Origin of the sequence: Acidocella sp. (assembly GCF_036489515.1) — a bacterium.
Lineage (GTDB): Bacteria > Pseudomonadota > Alphaproteobacteria > Acetobacterales > Acetobacteraceae > Acidocella.
Genome location: NZ_DASXFO010000081.1, coordinates 36,984 through 59,047 on the forward strand (window position 1 = coordinate 36,984; position 22,064 = coordinate 59,047).

The 22,064-nt window shown below is 64.5% G+C and carries 25 protein-coding genes and 1 pseudogene; 22 read left to right on the forward strand and 4 right to left on the reverse strand.

What is annotated here, in order from left to right:
* The first annotated feature begins 5 nt into the window (after positions 1–5).
* The 12 genes from flgG to VGG47_RS12265 all read left to right on the forward strand — a co-directional run bounded on the left by flgG (position 6) and on the right by VGG47_RS12265 (position 9,886).
* The gene (flgG, locus tag VGG47_RS12210) at positions 6–800 is read left to right on the forward strand and encodes a flagellar basal-body rod protein FlgG (RefSeq protein ID WP_331538919.1); all 795 of its coding nucleotides are present in this window, start codon (positions 6–8) and stop codon (positions 798–800) included.
* Complete coding sequence (locus VGG47_RS12215) at positions 797–1,498, forward strand: flagellar basal body L-ring protein FlgH (RefSeq protein WP_331538921.1); 702 nt, start codon at positions 797–799, stop codon at positions 1,496–1,498. The genes flgG and VGG47_RS12215 overlap by 4 nt, the downstream gene beginning before the upstream one ends.
* A complete protein-coding gene (locus VGG47_RS12220) occupies positions 1,459–2,580 on the forward strand; it encodes a flagellar basal body P-ring protein FlgI (RefSeq protein ID WP_331538923.1) in 1,122 nt (373 codons plus the stop codon). The genes VGG47_RS12215 and VGG47_RS12220 overlap by 40 nt, the downstream gene beginning before the upstream one ends.
* Positions 2,580–3,506 carry a glycoside hydrolase family 73 protein gene (locus VGG47_RS12225; protein WP_331538925.1) on the forward strand — a complete coding sequence of 309 codons (927 nt, stop codon included), beginning with the start codon at positions 2,580–2,582 and terminating at the stop codon, positions 3,504–3,506. The genes VGG47_RS12220 and VGG47_RS12225 overlap by 1 nt, the downstream gene beginning before the upstream one ends.
* 3 nt (positions 3,507–3,509) lie before the next feature.
* On the forward strand, positions 3,510–3,749 hold the full coding sequence (locus VGG47_RS12230) for a hypothetical protein (protein ID WP_331538928.1): 240 nt from the start codon (positions 3,510–3,512) through the stop codon (positions 3,747–3,749).
* The gene (locus VGG47_RS12235) at positions 3,746–5,734 is read left to right on the forward strand and encodes a FlgK family flagellar hook-associated protein (RefSeq protein WP_331538930.1); all 1,989 of its coding nucleotides are present in this window, start codon (positions 3,746–3,748) and stop codon (positions 5,732–5,734) included. The genes VGG47_RS12230 and VGG47_RS12235 overlap by 4 nt, the downstream gene beginning before the upstream one ends.
* A gap of 134 nt (positions 5,735–5,868) precedes the next feature.
* Positions 5,869–6,351, forward strand: a complete 483-nt coding sequence (locus VGG47_RS12240; protein ID WP_331538933.1) for a flagellar basal body-associated FliL family protein — start codon at positions 5,869–5,871, stop codon at positions 6,349–6,351.
* A 107-nt stretch (positions 6,352–6,458) separates the two neighbouring features.
* Positions 6,459–6,791 (forward strand): FliO/MopB family protein, encoded by a 333-nt coding sequence (locus VGG47_RS12245; RefSeq protein ID WP_331538935.1) that lies wholly within the window; start codon positions 6,459–6,461, stop codon positions 6,789–6,791.
* The gene (fliP, locus tag VGG47_RS12250) at positions 6,788–7,543 is read left to right on the forward strand and encodes a flagellar type III secretion system pore protein FliP (RefSeq protein ID WP_331538937.1); all 756 of its coding nucleotides are present in this window, start codon (positions 6,788–6,790) and stop codon (positions 7,541–7,543) included. The genes VGG47_RS12245 and fliP overlap by 4 nt, the downstream gene beginning before the upstream one ends.
* A 183-nt stretch (positions 7,544–7,726) precedes the next feature.
* Positions 7,727–8,002 carry a flagellar biosynthetic protein FliQ gene (locus VGG47_RS12255; protein WP_331538939.1) on the forward strand — a complete coding sequence of 92 codons (276 nt, stop codon included), beginning with the start codon at positions 7,727–7,729 and terminating at the stop codon, positions 8,000–8,002.
* Positions 7,993–8,760, forward strand: coding sequence for a flagellar biosynthetic protein FliR (locus VGG47_RS12260; protein ID WP_331538941.1), 768 nt, complete (start codon positions 7,993–7,995; stop codon positions 8,758–8,760). The genes VGG47_RS12255 and VGG47_RS12260 overlap by 10 nt, the downstream gene beginning before the upstream one ends.
* Positions 8,753–9,886: an EscU/YscU/HrcU family type III secretion system export apparatus switch protein gene (locus tag VGG47_RS12265; RefSeq protein WP_331538944.1), complete on the forward strand. Its 1,134-nt coding sequence runs from the start codon at positions 8,753–8,755 to the stop codon at positions 9,884–9,886. The genes VGG47_RS12260 and VGG47_RS12265 overlap by 8 nt, the downstream gene beginning before the upstream one ends.
* A 146-nt stretch (positions 9,887–10,032) precedes the next feature.
* On the opposite strand, the gene VGG47_RS15665 is transcribed toward VGG47_RS12265, so the two are convergent.
* Both VGG47_RS15665 and VGG47_RS15670 read right to left on the reverse strand, forming a co-directional pair.
* Positions 10,033–10,890, reverse strand: coding sequence for a putative bifunctional diguanylate cyclase/phosphodiesterase (locus tag VGG47_RS15665; RefSeq protein WP_408842012.1), 858 nt, complete (start codon positions 10,888–10,890; stop codon positions 10,033–10,035).
* Positions 10,870–11,955 (reverse strand): annotated as a pseudogene (locus tag VGG47_RS15670) (diguanylate cyclase domain-containing protein); the annotation flags it as partial. The gene VGG47_RS15665 and the pseudogene VGG47_RS15670, both read right to left, overlap by 21 nt.
* Positions 11,956–12,256: 301 nt before the next feature.
* Here VGG47_RS15670 and ltnD point away from each other — a divergent pair.
* The 3 genes from ltnD (at position 12,257) to VGG47_RS12285 (ending at position 14,744) form a co-directional block, all read left to right on the forward strand.
* Positions 12,257–13,258 (forward strand): L-threonate dehydrogenase, encoded by a 1,002-nt coding sequence (gene ltnD / locus VGG47_RS12275; protein WP_331538949.1) that lies wholly within the window; start codon positions 12,257–12,259, stop codon positions 13,256–13,258.
* Positions 13,259–13,274: 16 nt separating this feature from the next.
* Complete coding sequence (locus VGG47_RS12280) at positions 13,275–14,018, forward strand: SDR family oxidoreductase (protein WP_331538951.1); 744 nt, start codon at positions 13,275–13,277, stop codon at positions 14,016–14,018.
* 243 nt (positions 14,019–14,261) lie between these two features.
* Positions 14,262–14,744, forward strand: coding sequence for a CBS domain-containing protein (locus tag VGG47_RS12285; protein ID WP_331538953.1), 483 nt, complete (start codon positions 14,262–14,264; stop codon positions 14,742–14,744).
* A 152-nt stretch (positions 14,745–14,896) separates the two neighbouring features.
* Here the strand turns inward: VGG47_RS12285 and VGG47_RS12290 are convergent, their stop codons facing one another.
* The gene (locus tag VGG47_RS12290) at positions 14,897–15,421 is read right to left on the reverse strand and encodes a DUF4142 domain-containing protein (protein WP_331538956.1); all 525 of its coding nucleotides are present in this window, start codon (positions 15,419–15,421) and stop codon (positions 14,897–14,899) included.
* Between the two features lie 169 nt (positions 15,422–15,590).
* On the opposite strand from VGG47_RS12290, the gene VGG47_RS12295 reads away from it, so the two are divergent.
* The 6 genes from VGG47_RS12295 to VGG47_RS12320 all read left to right on the forward strand — a co-directional run bounded on the left by VGG47_RS12295 (position 15,591) and on the right by VGG47_RS12320 (position 21,001).
* A complete protein-coding gene (locus VGG47_RS12295) occupies positions 15,591–17,126 on the forward strand; it encodes a PAS domain-containing sensor histidine kinase (protein WP_331538959.1) in 1,536 nt (511 codons plus the stop codon).
* Complete coding sequence (gene fixJ, locus VGG47_RS12300) at positions 17,119–17,742, forward strand: response regulator FixJ (RefSeq protein WP_331538961.1); 624 nt, start codon at positions 17,119–17,121, stop codon at positions 17,740–17,742. The genes VGG47_RS12295 and fixJ overlap by 8 nt, the downstream gene beginning before the upstream one ends.
* Positions 17,743–17,780: 38 nt before the next feature.
* The gene (locus tag VGG47_RS12305; protein WP_331538963.1) at positions 17,781–18,242 is read left to right on the forward strand and encodes a response regulator; all 462 of its coding nucleotides are present in this window, start codon (positions 17,781–17,783) and stop codon (positions 18,240–18,242) included.
* Between the two features lie 242 nt (positions 18,243–18,484).
* Complete coding sequence (locus VGG47_RS12310; RefSeq protein WP_331538965.1) at positions 18,485–19,174, forward strand: helix-turn-helix domain-containing protein; 690 nt, start codon at positions 18,485–18,487, stop codon at positions 19,172–19,174.
* 322 nt (positions 19,175–19,496) lie between these two features.
* Positions 19,497–20,078 carry a hypothetical protein gene (locus VGG47_RS12315; protein WP_331538967.1) on the forward strand — a complete coding sequence of 194 codons (582 nt, stop codon included), beginning with the start codon at positions 19,497–19,499 and terminating at the stop codon, positions 20,076–20,078.
* A 77-nt stretch (positions 20,079–20,155) separates the two neighbouring features.
* The gene (locus tag VGG47_RS12320; RefSeq protein ID WP_331538969.1) at positions 20,156–21,001 is read left to right on the forward strand and encodes an oxidoreductase; all 846 of its coding nucleotides are present in this window, start codon (positions 20,156–20,158) and stop codon (positions 20,999–21,001) included.
* Between the two features lie 12 nt (positions 21,002–21,013).
* Here VGG47_RS12320 and VGG47_RS12325 read toward each other — a convergent pair whose 3' ends face one another.
* Entirely contained in the window at positions 21,014–21,217 is a 204-nt protein-coding gene (locus tag VGG47_RS12325) for a hypothetical protein (RefSeq protein WP_331538971.1), read from the reverse strand.
* On the opposite strand from VGG47_RS12325, the gene VGG47_RS12330 reads away from it, so the two are divergent.
* A partial coding sequence (locus tag VGG47_RS12330) for an Hsp70 family protein (RefSeq protein ID WP_331538973.1) occupies positions 21,198–22,064 on the forward strand: 867 nt, incomplete at its 3' end. The two genes, VGG47_RS12325 and VGG47_RS12330, sit on opposite strands and share 20 nt — an antisense overlap.

The window sequence follows — 22,064 nt, forward strand, 5'->3', positions numbered from 1 at the left end:
CAAGCATGGACAGCGCGCTCGACACAATCGCCACCGGCCTCGACGCCAGCCAGACCATGATGAACACGATCGCCGACAACCTCGCGAACGTGAACACCACCGGCTACAAGACCGAAATGCCGGAATTCCAGACCCTGATCTACCAGACCGGCATCCAGCCGGGCGGGCAGTCCACCGGCCAGACCGTCTATCCCAGCGGCCTCGAGCTCGGCACCGGCGTGCAGGTCGCCGGCATCAAGGACGTGGAGACCCAGGGCGCGCTGACCACCACCAACAACCCCACCGACCTCGCCATCAACGGCTACGGCTATTTCCAGATCCTGCAGCCGGACGGCCAGATCGCCTATACACGCGACGGCTCGTTCCAGCCCAACCAGAACGGCCAGCTGGTCAATGCCGACGGCTACCAAGTGATCCCCAACATCACGATCCCGGCGAATGCCACGTCCGTCACCATCGGCCTGGACGGCACGGTGTCAGTCGTCACCCCGGGCTCGAACGTCTCCACGCAGATCGGCCAGCTCCAGCTCGCCAACTTCATCAACCCGCAAGGCCTGCAGCCGCTTGGCAACAACCTGTACGCCAACACCACGGCGAGCGGAAACCCGATCGTCGGCGCGCCGCAGACCAATGGGCTCGGCTCGATCAACCAGAACATGCTGGAATCCTCCAATGTCGACGTCGTCGACTCCATGGTCGACATGATTTCCGCAGAGCGCGCCTACCAGCTCGGCACGCAGGCCGCCTCGGCGGTCGATAGCCAGCTCAGCGAACTGGCCCAGGCAGCCTCCGGCGCATGAACGCGCGGCGTCGCACCGCGGCCAAACTCCTCAGCCTGGCCGCAAGCGGCGCGCTGGCGTCGTGCACGACGGCGCCGGGGCCAATCACCATGGTCAAGCCCGCGGACTTTCCCGTGGCGGTGGCGCCGCAAGTCGCGTCCACCGACGGCTCGGTGTTTCCCAACGCCGTCTCCGGCTCGCTCTACGAGCCGCGGCGCGACTGGCGCCCGGGCGATCTGGTGACGATCAACATCGTCACCAGCACCACCGCCAACAATACCGACAATGACTCGCTGAGCCGCAAAGGCTCGATCGCCGATACGCTGACCAGCTTCATGGGCGTGCCGCTGACCTTCGGCAGCTTCAACGGCACGCCGTTCTCGCCGTCGATCAACACCAGCAGCGACCAGGAATATACCGGCGCCGGTTCGGCCGCCGCCACCAACAACGTCACCGGCCAAGTCGAGGCGGTGATCACCCATATCGACCCCAACGGCACGCTCGCTTTGGCTGGCCGCACCAACGTCAATGTCAACGGCAATGTCACCAGCATCGTCGTCACCGGCTACGCCAGCCCGGACGATATCGCCGCAAACACCACCATCAGTTCCAATAACGTCGCCGACATGAACGTCCAATATGTCGGTAACGGCCCCCTTAACGCCGCGCATCAGGTCCCATGGCTGCAACAAATCCTTTCCAAAATCTGGCCGTTCTAGGCCTGGCGGCGCTGCTGCTGGCGCCGGCACCGGCGACAGCAGACACCACCGAGATCGGCACGCTGGTCTCGGTGGCGGGCGCGCCGTCGAACCAGCTCTACGGCTATGGGCTGGTGGTCGGCCTGCCGGGCACCGGCGACCAGACCACCGAGGTGCCGTTTACGCAGCAGGCGATCCTCAACATGCTGCGCAACATGGGCATCGCGCTGCCGACCGTGACCTTCATGCAGCCGGACGACGTCGCCTCGGTGATGGTGACGGCGGAAGTGCCGGCCTTCGCCCATGCCGGCCAGCACGTGAATGTCACCGTCTCGGCGATGGGCAACGCGACCTCACTGAACGGCGGCGTGCTGCTGCCCACCCCGTTGCGCGGCGGCAATGGCGTGATCTACGCCCAGGCCCAGGGGCCGCTGCTGGTCAGCGGCTTCACCGTCGGCGCCAACGGCAGCAGCACCAGCGTCAACGTGCCGACGGTCGGTTCGCTGCCCGGCGGCGCGATCATTTCGACGACCATCCCCGCCAGCTCCTCGGAGAACGGCATCACCCAGCTGCTGCTGAACACGCCGAGTTATCAGACCGCGCAGCAGATCGCCGACCTGATCAATGCCGCCTACGGGCCCAGCACGGCCAACGCGGTGTCCCCGGGCGAGGTCGATCTGCAGGACGACAACAGCGCGCCGGTGCGCTTCATCGCCGGCGTGCTGTCGCTGCCGATCAGCCCGGCGGCGCAGGAGCCGACCATCGTGGTCGACGCGCAGAGCGGCACCATCGTCATGAATGCCGGCGTGTCGCTCGGCCCGGCCGTGGTCTCGCACGGCGACCTCACGGTCAACATCCAGACCACCAACAGCGTCAGCCAGCCCAACCCGCTCACCCGCGGCGGGCAGACCGTCGGCGTGCAGAACAGCGTCGTCAACGCCGGCCAGGGCAAGGCCAGCATCGTCGCTTTGCCGAAGACCGCCACCCTGGCCGACGTGGCGCGCGCGCTGAACGCCGTCGGCGCCACCCCCTCCGACCTCATCGCCATCATCGAGGCGCTCAAGCAGGCCGGCGCGATCAACGGCGACATCAAGGTCATCTGATGAATTTCGACGTGCCACCCGCTTCCCTGGCCGCAACCACCACCGCGAGCAGCGCCGCGACCACAGCCGCGACCTCCCCCGGCGCGGCGCGCACCGTGGCGACCGTCAAGCACCTGGCCGGCCTGCTATGGAACGAAATGCTCTCGGACCTGAACCAGACCGGTTTGTCCTCCAAGTCGCTCGGCATCGGCGGAGACAGTTTCCAGAGCATGTTCATGTGGGACATCTCGCAAGACGACATGGGCAAATATGACGGGCCCCTGGTCAGCGCGGCGCTGCGCCAGTTCGGCACGAAGGCCGATGCCGGCACGGCCACGCCGGCGACCGACGTAACCACCAGCGAGGCCGCGACGCTGCCGAGCACCTTGAGCACCATCGCCGCCGCCGGCGGCAGCATCAGCGCCACGCCGCTCGCAGCACCCGGCGCCGACGTCGCCGGCACGCAGAACGGCTCGCTGCTCACGCAGGCCAAGAATTTCGCGCGCGGCATCTGGCCGCAGATCATATCCGCGGCACAAAAACTCGGCGTGCCCCCGGTGGCGCTGCTGGCGCAGAGCGCGCTGGAAACCGGCTGGGGCACCGCCACCCCCGGCAACAACCTGTTCGGCGTCAAAGCGGCCGACGGCCAGACCGGCACGGCGCGGCCGACGCATGAAATGGTGGACGGAATGCTGACGGCGCAGACCGCCACGTTCCGCGACTATCCCTCATCGGCCGCCAGCGTCGCCGACTACGTGCAGCAGATCCAGTCCGGCTTCCAGAACGTGAGCGGGCAAAGCACGGTGAGCGGCTTCGCCCAGGCGCTGCAAGCAAGCGGCTATGCCACCGATAGCAGCTACGCCACAAAAATCATCAGCATTTCCCAATCGCCCATGATGGCGCAGGTGCTGCAGGCATTGGCCGGGCCCGATGCGGCGGGACCCTGAAGCATGATGACTAGAAAGCAGCCGCTTTTTAAAAAAAGCGGCGCAAAAACTTTTACGATGCTGGGTCATGGGCGGCGTGAGCGCCAACGCCCATGGCCCAAACTAACGAAGTTTTTTTGCTTCTTTTTGTTCACAAAAAGAAGCCTTTCCTTTCGTTATTTTCTTGAGCAAATTCCGGCGCTCACGCGAATCGATTTCAAGCCTTATCTCTCTGAGTTTTATCTGCGAAAGGTTCCCGCATGAGTGGATTAATTGGCGCGATGAACACGGCCCTGTCCGGCATCGAGGCATTCGAAGCCGGTATCAACACGGTGTCGAACAATCTCGCGAACGTGACGGTGAACGGCTATGGCGCGGAAACCGTCGATCTCGCCACCGCGGCCGACGGTGACGGCGTGGAAGCGCCGGTGGTGACCCGCGCCGCGGACGGTTTCGCCGCCGGGGTGCTGCGCACCGCCACCACCGCCGACCAGGCGGCCAGCACGCTGGCGACGAATCTCACCAATATCTCTAACGCGCTGCAGAACAACGGCGACATCCAGACCAGCATGAACCAGTTCTTCGACGACGTCAGCACGCTGGCCGCAGACCCGAGCAGCAGCGGCGCGCGCGAGACCGTGCTGTCGGACGCGCAAACGATCACCGGCACGTTCCAGAGTGCCGCCAGCAGCCTCGACACGACGATGAGCGATGCCGGCACCGCGCTGCAAGAGAACGTCGCCACGGCGAATAACCTGCTGACCCAGCTCGCCACCATCAACCAGGGGCTGGATACCTCGCCGAACGACCCGTCGCTGCTCGACCAGCAGGAAGCGGCGCTCAGCAGCCTGTCGAGCTTGCTGCCGGTGAACGTGCTGCCGCAGAGCAACGGCTCGGTGACGCTGTCGCTGGGCGGCAATGTGCTGCTCAACCAGGCCGGCGCGCAAACACTCACCGTGACCGGCGGCACCGCCTCCACGCCGCCCACGATCGCTGTCGCCAACCAGCCGGGCTCGCTCACCCTCACCGGGAGCGACGGCGAAATGGGCGCCAACATCGCCACCTGGCAAGCCGGGTCGCAAGCCATGCAGGGGTTGGACGCGATCGCCGCGGTGTTCACCTCCGAGGTCAACACCTCCCAGGCGGAGGGGCTGACCTATAACGGCGCGCAGGGCACCAACCTGTTTACCGCGTCGCCGTCACCGACCGTGACCGCCACGACCGGAAATCCCACCGGCAGCCCCGCCGTGAGCAACGCGACGATCACCAACCCGGCCCAGCTGCCGACCGATGGCGGGCCGTTCGTCTTAAGCTACGCCACCGGCCAGGGATGGACCGCAACCGACCAGGCGACCGGAACGCCCTATCCCGTATCCCCCGGGCCAACCCCCTTCAGCCTCAGCTTCGCGGGCATGACGGTCGCCGTCTCCGGCGCCCCGACGAATGGTAGCTCCTACACCATCAACCCGGCCCCGGGCGCCGCCACCGGCATGTCCGTGGCCATCACCAATCCCGATGACATCGCCGCCGCCGACCCCTATGTCGCGACGCCGGGAACGCTGAGCGCGACCGGCACCATCACGGACCAGAATTTCGGGGCCATCACCGCCGGCACCGACAGCGTCACCACCACCCCGCCGACCGGCACCACCGACAACCCCATCGTGTCGAGCACCTATTACGGCCAGCCGCTCGAGGTGAATTTCGGGAGTGACGGTAGCTACACGATCACCCTGGGCGCAACCGCGACCCCGGCCAGCCTGGCCGGCACGCAGGTCGCCACCGGCCAGCTCACCAGCACCGACGGCACCTACAGCGGCACGATCTCGGTGCAATATCCCAGCACCGTCTCACCGACCAGCTATTGGCAGTTGCCGATCTCCGGCACGCCGGCGAACGGCGACACGCTATCGCTCACCCCCGGCGGCAGCAGCAGCGGCAGCAACGCGACGCGCATGGCGGCACTCTGGACCGCCTCGGGCACCAGCACCGCCGGCACGCTGCAGCAAGGGGTGATCGGCTTCGCCACCGGGCTCGGCTCCAACGCCGACGAGGCCGCGACCATCGCCACCGGCACCGCCGCCCAGGTCACCGCCGCCACCACCAACCTGCAGAACATCGCCGGCGTGAACTCCGACCAGCAGGCGGTGCTGCTGGTCAACTACCAGCAGGCCTACCAGGCGGCGGCGCAGGTGATCTCCACCGCGCACACGATGTTCCAAACGCTGCTGTCGGATACCGCGGCCTAACGCATGATTGCTTCTTATCATCAATCATGCTCTCGCCTTGTTTGCGCGAGTGATGGCATGGCGAAATCGAACCGCGGTGCGGTTCGATTTCAAGCCATATCGCCCTGCCCCCGCCCCCTTGAAAGACTTGTCTGATGAATAAATTTGTGACGGCCGGCATCGTCGTGGTCGCCATCGCCATCGGCGCCGGCGCCATGTTCGGGGCGATGCGCTTCCTCCCGATGAACCGCGCCGCCCATGCGCAGAGTACGGCGACAACGGCCGACCCGGCGCATCCGAAGGCGATCTTCTTCGCCGACCTGTCGGGCATCGTGGTCAGCGTCCCGCCGCAGGCCGGCGCGCCCGCCACCTCCTACGTGCAGATCGGCATGCAGTTCGCGACCTATGACGAGCGGGCCGTGGCGAGCTTCACCACGTTCCAGCCGATCATCAAATCGGCGGTCATCAACCTGCTGATGAGCGAGACCAGCGCGGCATTGCAGGACCCGACCACGCGCGCCGCGCTGATCCAGAATTGCCTGGACGCCGCCAACAGCGTGCTGGCCAAGGATGCCGGCGACCGCACCGACAAACCGTTCACCGCGGCGTACATCACCGATTTCGTCGTGCAGGACTGAGCATGATGATTTGCCGCCACTCCTGCGCCGGGCTTTTTGGCGCGCGCGATCTTATGGCTCAATCGAATCGCTCCGTGGTTCGGTTCCAAGCCGTCTCGTTCTAAGCCATGTCCAGCGTGTTCGGCGCCTCGACGATCATCTCCACCCTGGTGCCGCTGGTCGTCATTCTCGGCCTGCTGATGGCCGCCGCCTACGTGGCGCGGCGCTGGCGTGACGGGAACTTGGGCGCGCGCCGCACCGGGCAGAACGCCATCACCATCGTCGCGACGCGGCCGGTCGGCCCGGGCGCTGCGTTGATGATCGTCGAAGCCGAAGGCCAGCGCTTCCTGGTCAGCTCCGGACGCCAGGGTCTTACCCCCATCGGCGCGCTGGGCGGCACGACCCCGCCGGCATTTTCCAGCCTGCTTGACACCGCCCAATCCCCGGCGCCGGACGCATGAGACTTCTGCTCGCTCTGGTGCTGGCGCTGGCGGCGGCCGCCTTCACCGCCGGCCTCGCGCAGGCAGCACCACTCGACGGGCTGACGCTGCTCAGCGCCAGCCCGTCGCAAGGCGGCTCAGCCTATTCGCTGAACCTGCAAACGCTGCTGATCATCACCGGCCTCGCCTTCCTGCCCGGCATTCTGCTGCTGATGACGGCGTTCACCCGCATCATCATCGTGCTCTCGGTGCTGCGCCAGGCGCTCGGCCTGACGACCACGCCGCCCAACATGATTCTCGCCGCCCTCGCTCTGGCGCTCACCGTGTTCGTGATGCGCGGCGTGCTGCAGCAGGAGCAGGATAACGCCCTGCAACCTTACCTTAACGGCCAGATCACCTTCGAAACCGCGATACAGCGCGCCGAGCCGCCGATCCAGAACTTCATGCTGTCGCAGACACGCAAGGACGCGCTGCATTTGTTCGTCGATCTCAGCGGCGGCCATTACGCCACCCCGCAGGACGTTCCCCTCACCGTGCTGGTGCCGGCCTTCTCCACCTCGGAGCTGGAAACCGCCTTCCAGATCAGCTTTCTGATCTATGTTCCGTTTGTGCTCATCGATCTCGCGGTCGCCTCGGTGCTGATGTCGCTCGGCATGATCATGGTCTCACCGACGCTGATCTCGCTGCCGCTGAAGCTGTTGATGTTCGTCTCCATCCATGGCTGGTCGCTGGTGCTCGGCTCGCTCGCGAACAGTTTTATCGCCGGCTCCTGATGGGGCACTCGGGAAAGCGGCCGCTTTTTGAGCCAAACGGCGCAAAAACTTTTTTTATGCTGGGCGTGGGGCTGCGTCGCCGACAACGCCCATGGCCCAGCATAAGCAAAGTTTTTTTGCTTCTTTTTGTTCACAAAAAGAAGTCTTTCCCTTACTTGCCGATATCGCTCTAGGTCGCGCGCCATGCCGCTCTATATCCAACTCCTGCACGTCGCCCTCACAGAAGAACTCTCCGTCATTCTGCCGATCCTCGGCCTGCTGCTCGCGGTCGGCCTGCTGACGGCGATTCTCCAGGCCTCGCTGCAGATCGAAGATGCCGGGTTCAGCCTCCTGCCGAAAGTCATCATCATGATGGGCCTGCCGGTGCTGGGCGGCATCGGCGCCCTGCATGGCATCGAGGCGCTGGCAACTCTGTGGATCACCCATGCCGGCCAGCTCGTGCACCGCTCATGGTCCTGAGCGAAGCGCAGATCCTGGCCTGGCTGGGGCATTTCATGTGGCCGTTCCTGCGCATCACCGGCCTGTTTATCACCGGGCCGTTCTACGGCTCGAGTTCGATCCCGGCCGTCGTCAAGGCGCTGATCGCCGCGGCCTATGCCGCCGCCCTGGCGGCTTGGCTGCCCAACCTGCCGCCCTTCCCTGCTGATCCCATCAGCGCGATCTTCGCCGGACTGATCCAGATCGCCTTCGGTGCGGTGCTTGGCCTGGCCATGCAAATCATCGTCAGCATCGTCGCCAGCACCGGTGAGCTGATCAGCCTGTCGATCGGCCTCGGCTTTGCGGAAATGCAGATGCCCGGCTCCGCCGTTTCCGCGCCGGTCGTCTATAATCTGATGTTCTGGGCCGGGCTGATGGCCTATATCTCCGCCGGCGGGCCGATCTTCCTGTTCGCGGCGATCGCCCACTCCTTCCAGGCCGGGATCGGCACTGGCGGGCTGGCGCCCTGGGACCAGCTGACCACCCTCGGCGAAACGGCGATCAGTTCCGCCGTCTGGCTCGCCATGCCGGTGCTCGCGGTCACGCTCAGCATCAATCTCACGGTCGGCCTTACCACCGTGTTCGCGCCGCAGATGAACCTGCTCACCATCGGCTTTCCGCTGCTGATCATCGTCGGGCTGTGGGTGTTCACCGGCTCGATCGTCTTCCTGGACCATGATTTCCACCATCTCATGGACCTCGCCATGCACAGCGTGACGGCGATGCTCCCCCATGGCTGAGGGCGACAGTCAGGACAAACGCCACGCCCCCACCGAACGGCGGCTGCGCCAAGCCGCCGAACAGGGCCAGGTAAACCGCTCCGCCGACCTGCCGAAAGCCGCGGCGATCATCATGTTCACGACGCTGGCCCTCGCCGCCGCCGCCGGCCTGGGCTCCCGCCTCGAAGGCATCGTCGCCGCAAGCCTGTCCCTGGCGGGCGGCGAAAGTCTCCGCACTGCCATGCAATGGCCCGGCGACGTCGCCGCCTTGCTCGCCCCGCTGATCCTGCTGATCGGTGCCCTCGCCATCGGCAGCAGCCTGTTCTCCGGCGGCTGGATCCTCAGTCTCCAGCCGCTGATGCCGGATCTGTCGAAACTTAGCCCGGCGAGCGGCCTGGGCCAGATGTTCTCGCTCAGCCACCTCACCGACACGCTGAAATCGATCGTCAAGTTCGTCGTCATTGGCGGCGTCGGCGGCACCATGATCTATCTACGTACGCCGGAATTCACGGCAATGAGTGCCATGGGCGGGCCCAGCGCCAGCCTGCTGCTCGGCCTCTGCCTCCAGGTTCTGGGCGGCATCTGCCTCGCCATCCTGGTGTTGGCCGGTGCGGATGTCGGGCTGCAATTCTGGCTGCACCGGAAGAAACTACGCATGTCCGACGAGGAAGTCCGCAACGAGATGAAGGACTCGGTCGGCAACCCGCATGTCAAACAGCGCCAGCGCGCACTGGCGCGGCGCATGGCGCGCTCACGCCAGCTCAAGCGCGTGCCGGAAGCCTCCGTGGTGGTGACCAACCCGACGCATTTCGCGGTGGCGATCCGCTACCGCCGCGGCAGCGATGTCGCCCCGTTGCTGTTGGCCAAAGGCGTGGGACTGATGGCGGAGGAAATCCTCGCCCAAGCGCGCGAGCACGGCGTACCCGTCGTCGAGGCGCCACCTCTGGCCCGCGCCGTGTACCGCCACGTCGAGCCCGGCGACCATGTGCCGGTGGCGCTGTACCGCGCCTGCGCCGAGGTGCTGGCCTATATCTGGCGCATGCAGCAATGGCGCCATACCGGCGGCGCCCGGCCGAAGCCGCTCAATCAGCACAACATGACCATCGGCCCGGAACATTACGTACCAGAACCGCCGGACAACGAATAACAGAAAGCGGCCGCTTTTTGAAAAAAGCGGCGCAAAAACTTCTTTTATGCTGGGCCATGGGCGTTGTCGGCGCCAACGCCCATGGCCCAGCATAAAAGAAGTTTTTTTGCTTCTTTTTGTTCACAAAAAGAAGCCTTCCTCTTCGCTTAATGCACCGCGGCGCCCGGATCGTGCATGAACTTCCACATCGCCTCGAGCGGCAGCGGCTTGGCGAAGAAATAGCCCTGCGCGTATTGGCAGCCGAGGTCCCGCAGGCTGCTCGCCTGCGTTTTCGTCTCCACCCCCTCGGCGACGACGGTAATGCCGAGACTGTCCGCCAGCGCCAGGATGGCGATGACGATCTTCTCGCCATCGCCCGAGCCGCCGAGGTTGGAGATGAACGAGCGATCGATCTTCAGGATGTCGATCGGAAAGCGGTGCAGATAGCTGAGCGAGGAATAGCCGGTGCCGAAATCGTCGATCGCCAAGCGGAAGCCCATCGCCTTCAGCTGCTTCAGCACGACCAGCGCCCGATCCGGGTCGGTCATTGTCGAGCGTTCGGTGATCTCGATCGTCACCGTGCCGGCATCGACGCCGGACAGCAGCACCAGCTCCTCAAGCGTCTCGGCGAGCTCAGGATGGCCGAACTGCACCGGCGAGAGATTGATGCTCATCGTCACCGGCGGCCGGTCAGGCAGCGCCGCATGCCAGAGTTTCGCCGTCTCGCAGGCATCGCGAAACACCCAGTTGCCGAGCGGGATGATCAGCCCCGTCTCTTCCGCGATCTCGATGAAGGCGCCGGGGGGCATCAGGCCGTCCGGCCGGCGCCAGCGCACCAGGGCCTCGACGCCGGTGGCGTTGCCCGTCCGCAGTGCTACGATCGGCTGGTAATGCAGTTCGAATTCCTGCTTGCCGAGCCCCTCGCGCAATTGGTTCTCGATGTGCAGCCGGGTCGCCACCTGGACCCGCATGTCCGCCTCGAACGTCACGGCGCAGGCCTTGCCGTTGAACTTGGCGCGATACATCGCGATGTCGGCATCGCGCAGGATCGACTCGGTGTCGTCATAGCCGAGCAGCGACGGCACGATGCCGATGCTGGCGCTGATCACCACCGTTTCCGCGCCGAGCTGGAACGGCTTGGTCAGCGCCGTCTGCAGCCGCGCGGCGAAGGCCATCGCCGCGGCGCTGGTGATCTTTTCCGTCAGCAGCACGGTGAATTCGTCGCCCGACAGGCGGGCGATGGTGTCGGCGGCGCGCGGCGGCAGACCGGGCGCCACCGGCGCCACCGGGCGCTTGCGCACCATCTGATTCAGCCGCTTCGCCACCTCGATCAGCAACGCGTTGCCGGCGAGATGGCCGAGGCTGTCATTGACGATCTTGAAACGGTCGAGATCGATGAACAGCACCGCACAGTCCTCGGCCGGGCCCTGCTTGTTCATCGCCAGCGCCACTTCCAGGCGCTCGAGAAAAAGCTTGCGGTTGGGCAGGCCGGTCAGGGAATCGTGCGTGGCCTCGTGCTGGGCGATCTCCTTGGCCTCGGAAAGTGCCCGGGCCAGCCGTTCCTGCTCGGCCACCGTCTGGCGCAGCGCATCGGCGGTGCGCTCCACCTCGTCCAGCAGTTCGTCCTTGGCGTGTAGCGCCTGCTCGAGCAGATTGGCCTGCGCCGTCAGCAACATGTTGACGTCGATCAGCCCGAAGGAATCGGGCCGCTTGACCAGCAAGGGTTCGAAGCACAGCTCACCCGGCCGTTCCATGGCCAGGCGCAACGCATGCGCGATCGTGGCGTTTTCATCCAGGGTCAACGGCTCGACATCGATGCTTTTCACCAGCTCGCCGACCGGCCGCTTCATGAACACCTCGCGACCGAACGGACGGCTGATCGCCGCGGTGAAATGCTTGCGCGACAGCACCCCGAACAGGCCGCCCTGGGACATGATGACGTAGCCCGGCACGCTCGGGTCGGAGAGAAAATACTGTTCGATATCGGCGGTGCGGGTCTGAATGTCGACCACCGAGTTCCACAGCTTCAGCTCCCCGATATGCGACACGATGTCCCCCAGCAGCGTTGCGGAAGCCGCCTCCTCATTCATCGGCGCATCTCCTCTGCCGCCACAGCCAATGCCGTGCGGGCCACCGCAAGTCGCGACAGGACAGGCACCGACGATTTTGTCGCCGCGCCCAGGGCCATGAAGGAGGAACGGGGAATAATGAAGACTTTCACTGGCTTTGCATATCGAATCGGCGCATCAAATTCGTCTGCGGATCAAAGTCCGTCAAGAGGGAACACGGCACTTTCTTGTCATTGTCTCATTTGTTTCCATATCGTCTCATTGCCGTGTATCCGCCCGCGACGAGCTTGTTTTGACATACCGTTAGTGGGCGCCCCCATCGGTGGCGCCACGCGGGAAAAACAGCTATGATTGCCGCTGTCCAATCAATCGAGGCGGCAAAGTTCCGCCAACCACGGAGGAAAAAAACATGCCGCAAGACAACGCCGCACGGCCGGTCGCCGTCATCGGGCTGGGCTCCATGGGCTTCGGCATGGCCACATCATTGCGACGCGCGGGCCTCAAAGTGACCGGTTTCGACACCGCCGCTGCCAGCCTGGCGCGTTTTGCGCAGGCCGGCGGCGAGGTGGCCAACACCCCGGCGGCGGCGGCCCAAGGTGTTGAAATCGTCGTTTCCGTCGTCGTCAACGCGGCGCAGACGGAAGAGATCCTGTTCGGCGCCGACGGCGTGGCGCAAGCGATGTCTCCCACCGGCGTCTTCATTTCCGCCGCCACCATGTCGCCAGAAAACGCCAAAGCCCTGGCGGCGCGCCTGCAGGCCACGGGGCGGCTCTATCTCGACGCGCCGATCAGCGGCGGCGCTGCGCGCGCCGCGGAGGGCGAACTCACCATTCTCGCCGCCGGCACCAAGCCTGCCTTCGCGGCAGCGCGCCCGGCGCTCGCGGCGATGGCGGCAAAAGTCTACGAACTCGGCGACGAGGCGGGCCTCGGCGCCGCCTTCAAGATGATCAACCAGCTGCTCGCCGGCGTGCACATCGCCGCCGCCAGCGAAGCGATGGCCTTCGCCGCGCGCCAGAATCTCGACCTGCAAAAAGTCTATGAGGTGATCACCGCTTCCGCCGGCAACTCCTGGATGTTCGAGAACCGCATGCCGCATGTGCTGGCGGGCGACTACACCCCGCACAGCGCGGTGGAAATTTTCGTGAAAGATCTCGGCATCATCCAGGACATGGCGCGCAGCGCGCGCTTCCCCGTGCCGGTGGCGGCGAGCGCGCTGCAGATGTTTCTCGCCACCGCCGCCATCGGCCTGGGACGGGATGACGACGCCTCGGTCGCCCGGCTCTACGCGCAGATCGGCGGCACCACGCTGCCCGAACAGCAATAACAAGAGGAAAGACGAAATGACCGACCGTCTCGCCGGAAAAAAAGTCCTCATCACCGCCGCCGCTCAAGGCATCGGCCGCGCCTGCGCGGAAATGTTCGCGCGCGAGGGCGCGCATGTGTTCGCAACCGACATCGACGACGCCAGGCTCAAAGGGCTGGCCGGATGCGAACTCCTGCATCTCGACGTCACGCGCCCGGAAGACATCCAGGCGCTGGCAAAAAAACTCGGCACGATCGACGTGCTGCTCAACGGCGCCGGCTACGTGCATCACGGCACGATTCTCGAATGCGACGACGCCGCCTGGGATTTTTCCGTCGCCCTCAACGTGACCGCGATGTTCCGCATGATCCGGACCTTTCTGCCCGGCATGCTGAACCAGAAACGCGGCTCGATCATCAACATCGCCTCGGTCGCCTCGAGCGTCAAAGGCCTGCCCGTACGTTGCGCCTATGGCGCGACCAAGGCCGCGGTGATCGGCCTCACCAAATCCGTGGCGGCCGATTACGTCGGCGCCGGCATACGCTGCAACGCCATCTGCCCCGGCACGGTGGAAACACCCTCGTTGCAGCAGCGCATTTCGGCGCAAGCGACGGACCAGCGCAGCGAGGCAGAGGTGCGCGCCGCCTTCACCGCCCGGCAGCCAATGGGGCGGCTCGGCACCGCAACGGAAATCGCCGCCCTCGCCACCTATCTCGCCAGCGACGAATCCGCCTTCACCACCGGGACGGTCCAGATCATCGATGGCGGCCTGAGCAATTAAAGAAAGCAGCCGCTTTTTAAAAAAAGCGGCGCAAAAACTTTTGGCTATGCTGGGTCATGGGCGTCGTCACCGACAACGCCCATGACCCAAATTAATAAAGTTTTTTTGCTTCTTTTTGTTCACAAAAAGAAGTCTTTCCCTGAGCCTTGCCGCGCCACGGCGCCGTTGATCGAGATCAATGCCAAGCTTTTTGTAACAAATTACGTTCAGATGCGAAGCGTATAAGACAGAAAGGGAACAGTTATGGCTGACACCGCCGCCGCCGTGATGACGCGCAATGTTATTTCCGTCCGGCCGGACGCCGGCATCGCCGAGGTCGCCGACACGCTCACCAAGCATGGCATCAGCGCAGCACCCGTGGTGGATGCATCGGGTAAGCTGCTCGGCATGATCAGCGAGGGCGATCTGTTGCGGCCCTTTTCCGGAAAGGCGCAGGCACGCCGCGCCTGGTGGCTGGAAATGCTCGCGGAAGGCGAGCGTCTCGCCCCGGAATTTCTCGAATACATCAGCGTGGACCGGCACACGGCGGCGGATCTGATGACGCGAACGCTGGTCACCGCCCATGAATCCACCCGGATCTCGGACATCGCCGACCAGCTCACCGCGCATCACATCAAGCGCGTGCCGATCCTGCGCGGCGAGACGCTCGTCGGCATCGTCAGCCGCGCCGACCTGGTGCGCGCCCTCGCCCAGATCAAAAACCTCCAGTTGCCGCAAGCGTCGTAAAAGCAAAGGCAAGGCTACTTTTTGTGAACAAAAAGTAGCAAAAAAACTTTGTTAATTTGGGTCATGGGCGTTGTCAGCGACACCGCCTATGACCCGGCATAACCAAAAGTTTTTACGCCGCTTTTTTCAAAAAGCGGCTTCTTCCTTAACCGCTATTGCGGCGTGGCCGCCAAAGCCTGGCGCAGGCTTGCGAGGTTTTGCTCGACCAGCGGCACGGCGCTCTGATAGAGCGTCTTGATATCGGGATCGGCGGTCGTACCGGCGGTATAGCGGAACACCGCCAAAGCCTGCTCGTGGCTGCCGATCTGGTCATTCAGATAGTTCACCGCGAGGTTCGGCGTCGGATGGTATGACAAAGCGACATATTGCGCCTCCAGATCGTACCGCAGCGTGTTCGGCAGCGTGACGTCATGCCGCGCCGCCAGCATCTCCAGCATGGGTTGGTAATGTTGCGCATCGGCACAAATCTTCGTGGCCACAGGCTGCACCGTCAGCCCCAGATTCTGCCGCTGCACCAACGTGCATTCCGCCATGTCGAAGGTGATCAGCTGATAGGCCGCGGTCAGCGCCTCGAGATCCGCGCCCGACAACGACGCACTTTCCGGCGCCTGCGCCGAGGTCGAACAGCCCGCAACGCCCACCGCCAACAACGCCAGCATCCCCAAATTCTTTTTCATTATGATTCCCATCCTGTTATGGTCATGAGTCCGCCCTAAACGGTAACACCGGGTTACGCTTTGCGCAAAACCAACCTCCGCCAGTCCTCCCGGCAGGAGCACCTCCCGGTTGCGTGGACCTCCCTGCTTTGTCTATATTCTGCCGACAAGCGTGCGGGGACAGGCCGCCATGAGCAGCCCGGAGACCAGGCTAGCCTTCGAGACACCCGACGAGGCCGTGAGCCGCCTGGCCGCGATCGTCACCGCCTCCGACGACGGCATCATCTCCAAATCGCTCGACGGCATCATCATCGACTGGAACGCCGGGGCGGAGAGAATTTTCGGCTACACCGCCGCCGAGGTGATCGGCCGGCCGATCACCATCCTGCTGCCCGCCGATCGGTTGGATGAGGAGGATCAGATCCTGGCGCGGCTGCGGCGCGGTGAGAAGATCGACCATTTCGAGACGCAGCGCCGCCGCAAGGATGGCTCGATCATCGACATTTCCGTCACCGTCTCGCCGTTTTTCAATCGTTTCGACCAGCTCGCCGGCGCTTCGGAGATCGTCCGCGACATCACCGCCGCGAAGCGCTCCCAGCTGGAGCTGCAGGAGCGCGAGGCGCATCTGCGCTCGGTGCTCGACACCGTCCCCGACGCGATGATCATCATCGACCCGCGGGGCATCATCCAGTCCTTCAGCCTCACCGCCGAGCGGCTGTTCGGCTACAAGGAGGCCGAGGTGATCGGCGAGAATGTCAGCATGCTGATGCCTCCCCCCTATCACGAACAGCACGATTCCTATCTCTTCCGCTATCGCACCACCGGGGAACGCCGGATCATCGGCATCGGCCGGCTGGTGGTGGGCCAGCGCCGGGACGGCACGACCTTTCCCATGGAATTATCGGTCGGCGAGGCCGGCAGCGCGCAACGGCGCATGTTCATCGGCTTCGTCCGCGACCTGACCGAGCGGCAGCAAACGCAGCGGCGCCTGCAGGAGCTGCAGAGCGAGCTCATCCACATGTCCCGTTACACGGCGCTGGGTGAAATGGCCTCGACCCTGGCGCATGAGCTGAACCAGCCGCTCTCGGCGATCGCCAATTACCTCAATGGCGGCCGCCGGCTGCTGGAAGGGGCCCGCCCCGACATGCTGCCGATGGCGCGCGAGGCGATGGAGCGCGCCACCGAACAGGCTTTGCGCGCCGGCCAGATCATCCGCCGCCTGCGCGACTTCGTCTCCCGTGGCGAGAGCGAACAGGCGCTCGAAAACCTGCCGAAACTCATCGAGGAAGCCAGCGCCCTGGCGCTGGTCGGCATCAAGGAGACCGGCGTGCGCGTGTCCTACGCGCTCGATCCGGAGGCGGTGACGGTATTCGTCGATAAAATCCAGGTCCAGCAGGTGCTGCTCAACCTGATCCGCAACGCCGTGGAGGCGACCCAGGAGATGGACCGCCGCGACCTCTCGATCCGCACGCGCTGCCCCGAGGCGGGCATCGTCGAGGTCAGCGTCACCGATACCGGCACCGGCATCAGCGAGAGCATCGCCCCGCAATTGTTCCAGCCTTTCATCACCACCAAGGAGCATGGCATGGGCGTGGGCCTGTCGATCTCACGCACCATCATCGAGGCACATGGCGGCCGCCTCTGGGCCGAGCCCAACCCCGGCGGCGGCACGGTGTTCGCTTTCACGCTGAAAACCGGCCTGGACGAGGACGACACCCATGTCTGACGCGGTGATTCATCTCATTGATGATGATGACGGTGTGCGCCACTCCCTCACCTTCTCCCTCACCGCCGCCGGGCTGGCGGTGAGGGCCTATGAATCAGCTTTCGTCTTTCTCGATTCCGTCGGCAGCCTGCAACCGGGCTGCATCGTCAGCGACATGCGCATGCCGGGGATGGACGGGCTGCAGCTGCGCCGCCGCCTGCGCGAGCTGCATGTCCCGCTGCCCATGATCATCATGACCGGCCATGCCGATATCCGCATGGCGGTGGAGGCGATGAAGGCCGGGATCGCGGATTTCATCGAAAAACCTTTCGATGACGCGGTTCTGCTGGCGGCGATCCGCGAGGTCCTGGCGACCGCCGACGTAACCGGACGGCGCGAGCGCGACGCGCAAACGGCGCGCGCGCGGCTGGAAGCGCTCTCCTGCCGCGAGCGGGAGGTGCTGCAAGGCCTGGTCGCCGGCCTGCCGAACAAGAGCATCGCCTATGACCTGAAACTCAGCACCCGGACCGTGGAAGTGCACCGCGCCAATGTCATGATGAAAATGGGCGCGAACAGCCTCTCGCAGCTGGTGCGCATGGCGCTGGCCACGGACATCCTGCCACCCCCTGACGCTTAAGACCGCGTGCCCCCAGCTTGCGCCAGATCAAACCGGCCATGTCCGAAACCACCTATAACAGCCCGGTCTATCACAATGCCATGGGCTGCATGGCGGAGCCTCACCGAGTGGATGACGGACAGCATCTCGTTCTTATCTTGGACCTTGATCTCGCCGTGCGGGAATCTTTGAAATTCGCGCTCGAGCAGAACGGGCTGCGGGTGCGCACCTTCAGCACCACCACCAGCCTGCTGCAGGATTCCGGCCTGCCGGAAGCCGGCTGCCTGGTCCTGGGGCATCGGCCGCCCGCGGTGAACTGCTTCCACGTCATCGCCGGCCTCAAGGCGCGCGGCCATATCCTGCCGGTGGTGATCATGACCGACCATGCCAGCCAGGCTTTCCGCCGCCGCGCCGCCAAAGCCCGCGTGCACCATGTGATCGAGAACCCCGCTTTCGACGGCTCGCTGTTCGACAGCATCCAGGACGCGCTCCGCTCGCCCGGCCGCGCGGTCACCGGCTGATCCGGTAAGAAATCGGCGCAAAAACTTCTTTTATGCCGGGCCATAGGCTGTGTCGGCGACAACGCCCATGCTCAAAATTAACAAAGTTTTTTTGCTACTTTTTGTTCACAAAAAGTAGCCTTTCCCTTCGCTTGCCTGAACTGTTTCCAGCGCTCTACGTAGAATCCCTTAGCAACAAACCGTATACCGCCGCATCCCGACCCTTCGTAGAACAGGGAATCGTCATCGCCCGGGAGTATCCCATGACAACGATGTCCGCCCCCACCTCCAGCGTGTCAGCCGGAATTCTGGCGGCCCATTTCCTGCGGGACCCGCGCCGGAGTTTCTGGGACGAGCAGCCCGGCCTCGCCGGCACCCTGACCAACCTTCCGCAGGATCAGGAACTCTACGGCGAGGGCGACCCGGCGACATTGTTCTACAAAGTCGTCTCCGGCGTGGTGCGCACCTGCAAATTCCTCGGTGACGGCCGCCGGCAGGTCGATGCGTTCTATGTGGCGGGCGAAGTGTTCGGCATCGAATCCGGCGATACGCACCGGCTCTCCGCCGAGGCCGTCTCCGATTGCACGCTGATCGCCTATCGCCGCCGCTCCCTGGACAGCTTAAGCGGTCGAAACGAAACCGTCGCCCGGAATTTATTCCAGTTCGCGCTGCAAAACGCGGCGCGCGCGCAGGATCATGCACTGCTGCTCGGCCACCGCAGCGCCTTGGAGAAACTCGCCACCTTTCTGCTGCACTCGGCGCGCCACTCCGCCCAACAAGCCACCGTCACACTCGAGATGTCGCGCCAGGACATCGCGGATTTTCTCGGCCTGACGATCGAAACGGTATCCCGCACACTCTCGAAACTTGAAAAAGACGGCGTCATCAAAATGACCGCTTCACGCAGCATCCACTTGCGCAACCTCGGCGCATTGCGCGCCCTCGTCGGCTAATTTTCGCCTCGCTTTGGCGCACTCGCACGCACACTGCATCAAAAACTTCCAGCCCTGACAATCAATCTCCGCGAATCCGCCGCAAAATCGTCCGGCAGGCTTGTATGCGGCCGCGCGCGATCAACATTGATGAGGCCGAAAAAATTCTTTAGGGCCTGATATCATGCTGTTTGATCGCCGGATATTCGCTTCCTTTCTCTTCGCGAAACAGGTCTCTGGCCCGTCCGGCGGGGATGACGCAGCGCGTCGTCCCGCAACGGCACCTGTCGCATTCGCGGCACATTTCTGTTAACAATTTATTTTATCATCGGAGATTCCCGCCATGGCGCGAGCAACAACACCGACCAGAACTAAAAAACCCGCCGCGAAGGCGCGCAGCACCGGCCGTTCGACCGCGGTTCGCCGCGCCGCCCCCGCCCGCACCGCCGCCGCCGCGAAAACGACCAAGACCACCAAGGCCGCTGCGAAGAGCACGGTGAAGGCCGCCGCCAAAAGCCCGGCCAAGACCACCCGCACCACCGCACGCCGCACCAGCACCACAAAGCCGAGCAAGGTGACCACCGCGCGCAAGGCGCCGGTCAAGGTCGCCGCGTCGCCCGCCAAGTCGTTGCGCGCGGATCTCGAGAAGCTCGAGGCCGTCAACAAGACATTGCGTGCGAAGAACCGCGAAGCCGTGAAGGCCGCGAAGTTCGCCGAGGGCCGCATCGCGGAACTGGAAACCCAGCTCGCCGAACTAGAGATGCAGGTGGCCAGCAGCGCCAAGCCGAAGCGCAGTGCCGCACCGAAGCGCAAGAGCCGTGAGAGCAAGGTCGACGAAGCGCTGTCGCCGGATCAAGAAGAGCCGTCCCCGCTCGCTGAGGAAGGTGCAGACGACGCCCAGGACGACAATCTCGACGAGTTTTAAAGCCGAGCCATTTCAGGCCGAACCCTCCCGGTTCGGCCTGAAACATTTATCATCCGTGCCTCTCTCAGGAGCGTTTCATGACTGAACAAAGCAAAGCGGTCTGGTTCATCACCGGCTGCTCGACCGGCTTCGGCCGCGAGCTGGCCCGCGAAGTGTTACGCCGCGGCGGCCGCGTGGTCGTCACCGCCCGTGACAAATCCAAGGTCGAAGACCTCGCCACGGACCCCGCCAACACCCTGGCGCTGACGCTCGACGTCACCGACCCCGCCCAGGTGCGCGCGGCCGTGCAGGCGGCGGAGCAAAAATTCGGCGCCATCGACGTGCTCGTGAACAATGCCGGCTACGGCTATCTTGCCGCCATCGAGGAAGGCGTAGACGCGGATATCCGCGCCATGTTCGAGACGAATGTCTTCGGCCTGGCCGACACCATCCGCGCCGTGCTGCCCGGCATGCGCCGCGCCGGGCGGGGTCACATCGTCAATATCACCTCGGTCGGCGGCCTCGTCGGCAACGCCGCCAGCGGCTACTACGCAGCAACCAAATTCGCCGTGGAAGGGCTCTCCGAGGCCCTGGCCAAGGAAGTCGCACCCCTCGGCATCAAGGTCCTGGCGGTTGAACCCGGCCCGTTCCGCACCGACTGGGCCGGCCGTTCGCTGAAACAGACGGCAAACATCATCGACGCCTACGACGCCACCGCCGGCGCCCGCCGCCGGCAGATCTCCAGCTATAGCGGCCAGCAGCCGGGCGACCCGGTGCGCGCCGCGCAGGCGATCATCGATGCCGTCGAATCGCCGAACCCGCCCGGCCATCTGGTGCTGGGCAAACCCGGCCTCAACATGGTGCGCCAGAAACTCGACACGCTGCAGGCGGAAATCAGCGCCTGGGAAAAAACCACGCTCGGCGCCGACTTCCCCGAGGGTTAAGGAAGGGAAAGACTACTTTTTGTTCACAAAAAGTAGCAAAAAAACTTTGCTATGCTGGGCCATGGGCTGTGTCTCCGACAACGCCCATGGCCCAGCATAAAAAAATTTTTGCGCCGCTTTTTTTAAAAAGCGGCCGCTTGCGTCGCGACCGGGACTGCGCTTGAAGCCCTTTCCGTTTTCGGGAAGGGCTTTTTTCATGACCAGCATCGTCGGCATCGATTTCGGCACGACCAACAGCGTCGTCAGCCGGCTCACCCCGGACGGTGCCGTGCACAGCCAGCGTTTCCGCCTCGGCAGCGCCGATTTCGACGTATTCCGCACCGTGCTCTGCTTTGCCTCGGAGACGCAGAAGGGCCGCTCCCATCTGCGCCACCAGGCCGGCCCCGCGGCCATCGAGGCCTATCTCGACGACCCGACCGACAGCCGCCTCATCATGTCGATGAAGACCTATCTGGCGCAGCGCAGCTTCACCCAGACCCGCATCTTCAACCGCCCCTTCACGCTCGAGCAGATGATCGCCGTCTTCCTGCGCGCGCTGTTCGGCGCCACCACGGACCTTCCAGCCGATATCCGCATCGTCGCCGGCCGCCCGGTGCATTTCGCTGGCGAAACCGCTGACGACACGTTCGGTGAGGCGCGGCTGCGCGGTTCCTACGCCGAAGCCGGCCATCCCGACATCACCGTCGCGCTGGAACCCGAGGCCGCCGGCTATCGATTCGCGCGTACGCTCACCGCGCCCGCCACCGTGCTGGTCGGAGACTTTGGCGGCGGCACCAGCGACTTTTCCGTGCTGCGCTTCGAGCCCGGCAGTGCGCGCCGTGTCACCGCGCTCGGCCATGCCGGCGTCGGCCTCGCCGGCGACGCCTTCGACTACCGCATCATCGACCACGTCATCTCGCCGCGCCTGGGCAAGGGCGACACCTACAAGGTGTTCAACACCGAGCTGCCGATCCCGCCCGAGTACTATGCCAGCTTCGCCCGCTGGCATCGCCTGTCGCTGATGCGTACGCCGCGCACGTTGCGGGAACTCGAGGAAGTGGCGCGGGCAAGCGCGCATCCCGAG

Bases quoted from the DNA above. Each gene is read 5' to 3' on its own strand.
- VGG47_RS12285 (WP_331538953.1), top strand. From the start codon at position 14,262: ATGGCTGACACCGCCGCCGCCGTGATGACGCGCAATGTTATTTCCGTC.
- VGG47_RS12315 (WP_331538967.1), top strand. From the start codon at position 19,497: ATGGCGCGAGCAACAACACCGACCAGAACTAAAAAACCCGCCGCGAAG.
- VGG47_RS12265 (WP_331538944.1), top strand. From the start codon at position 8,753: ATGGCTGAGGGCGACAGTCAGGACAAACGCCACGCCCCCACCGAACGG.
- VGG47_RS12295 (WP_331538959.1), top strand. From the start codon at position 15,591: ATGAGCAGCCCGGAGACCAGGCTAGCCTTCGAGACACCCGACGAGGCC.
- VGG47_RS15665 (WP_408842012.1), bottom strand. From the start codon at position 10,890: ATGTATCGCGCCAAGTTCAACGGCAAGGCCTGCGCCGTGACGTTCGAG.
- VGG47_RS12305 (WP_331538963.1), top strand. From the start codon at position 17,781: ATGTCCGAAACCACCTATAACAGCCCGGTCTATCACAATGCCATGGGC.
- VGG47_RS12310 (WP_331538965.1), top strand. From the start codon at position 18,485: ATGACAACGATGTCCGCCCCCACCTCCAGCGTGTCAGCCGGAATTCTG.
- VGG47_RS12215 (WP_331538921.1), top strand. From the start codon at position 797: ATGAACGCGCGGCGTCGCACCGCGGCCAAACTCCTCAGCCTGGCCGCA.
- VGG47_RS12235 (WP_331538930.1), top strand. From the start codon at position 3,746: ATGAGTGGATTAATTGGCGCGATGAACACGGCCCTGTCCGGCATCGAG.
- VGG47_RS12245 (WP_331538935.1), top strand. From the start codon at position 6,459: ATGTCCAGCGTGTTCGGCGCCTCGACGATCATCTCCACCCTGGTGCCG.
- VGG47_RS12220 (WP_331538923.1), top strand. From the start codon at position 1,459: ATGGCTGCAACAAATCCTTTCCAAAATCTGGCCGTTCTAGGCCTGGCG.
- VGG47_RS12260 (WP_331538941.1), top strand. From the start codon at position 7,993: ATGGTCCTGAGCGAAGCGCAGATCCTGGCCTGGCTGGGGCATTTCATG.
- VGG47_RS12230 (WP_331538928.1), top strand. From the start codon at position 3,510: ATGATGACTAGAAAGCAGCCGCTTTTTAAAAAAAGCGGCGCAAAAACT.
- VGG47_RS12320 (WP_331538969.1), top strand. From the start codon at position 20,156: ATGACTGAACAAAGCAAAGCGGTCTGGTTCATCACCGGCTGCTCGACC.
- VGG47_RS12280 (WP_331538951.1), top strand. From the start codon at position 13,275: ATGACCGACCGTCTCGCCGGAAAAAAAGTCCTCATCACCGCCGCCGCT.
- VGG47_RS12290 (WP_331538956.1), bottom strand. From the start codon at position 15,421: ATGAAAAAGAATTTGGGGATGCTGGCGTTGTTGGCGGTGGGCGTTGCG.
- fixJ (WP_331538961.1), top strand. From the start codon at position 17,119: ATGTCTGACGCGGTGATTCATCTCATTGATGATGATGACGGTGTGCGC.
- flgG (WP_331538919.1), top strand. From the start codon at position 6: ATGGACAGCGCGCTCGACACAATCGCCACCGGCCTCGACGCCAGCCAG.
- VGG47_RS12225 (WP_331538925.1), top strand. From the start codon at position 2,580: ATGAATTTCGACGTGCCACCCGCTTCCCTGGCCGCAACCACCACCGCG.
- VGG47_RS12255 (WP_331538939.1), top strand. From the start codon at position 7,727: ATGCCGCTCTATATCCAACTCCTGCACGTCGCCCTCACAGAAGAACTC.
- VGG47_RS12240 (WP_331538933.1), top strand. From the start codon at position 5,869: ATGAATAAATTTGTGACGGCCGGCATCGTCGTGGTCGCCATCGCCATC.
- fliP (WP_331538937.1), top strand. From the start codon at position 6,788: ATGAGACTTCTGCTCGCTCTGGTGCTGGCGCTGGCGGCGGCCGCCTTC.
- VGG47_RS12325 (WP_331538971.1), bottom strand. From the start codon at position 21,217: ATGCCGACGATGCTGGTCATGAAAAAAGCCCTTCCCGAAAACGGAAAG.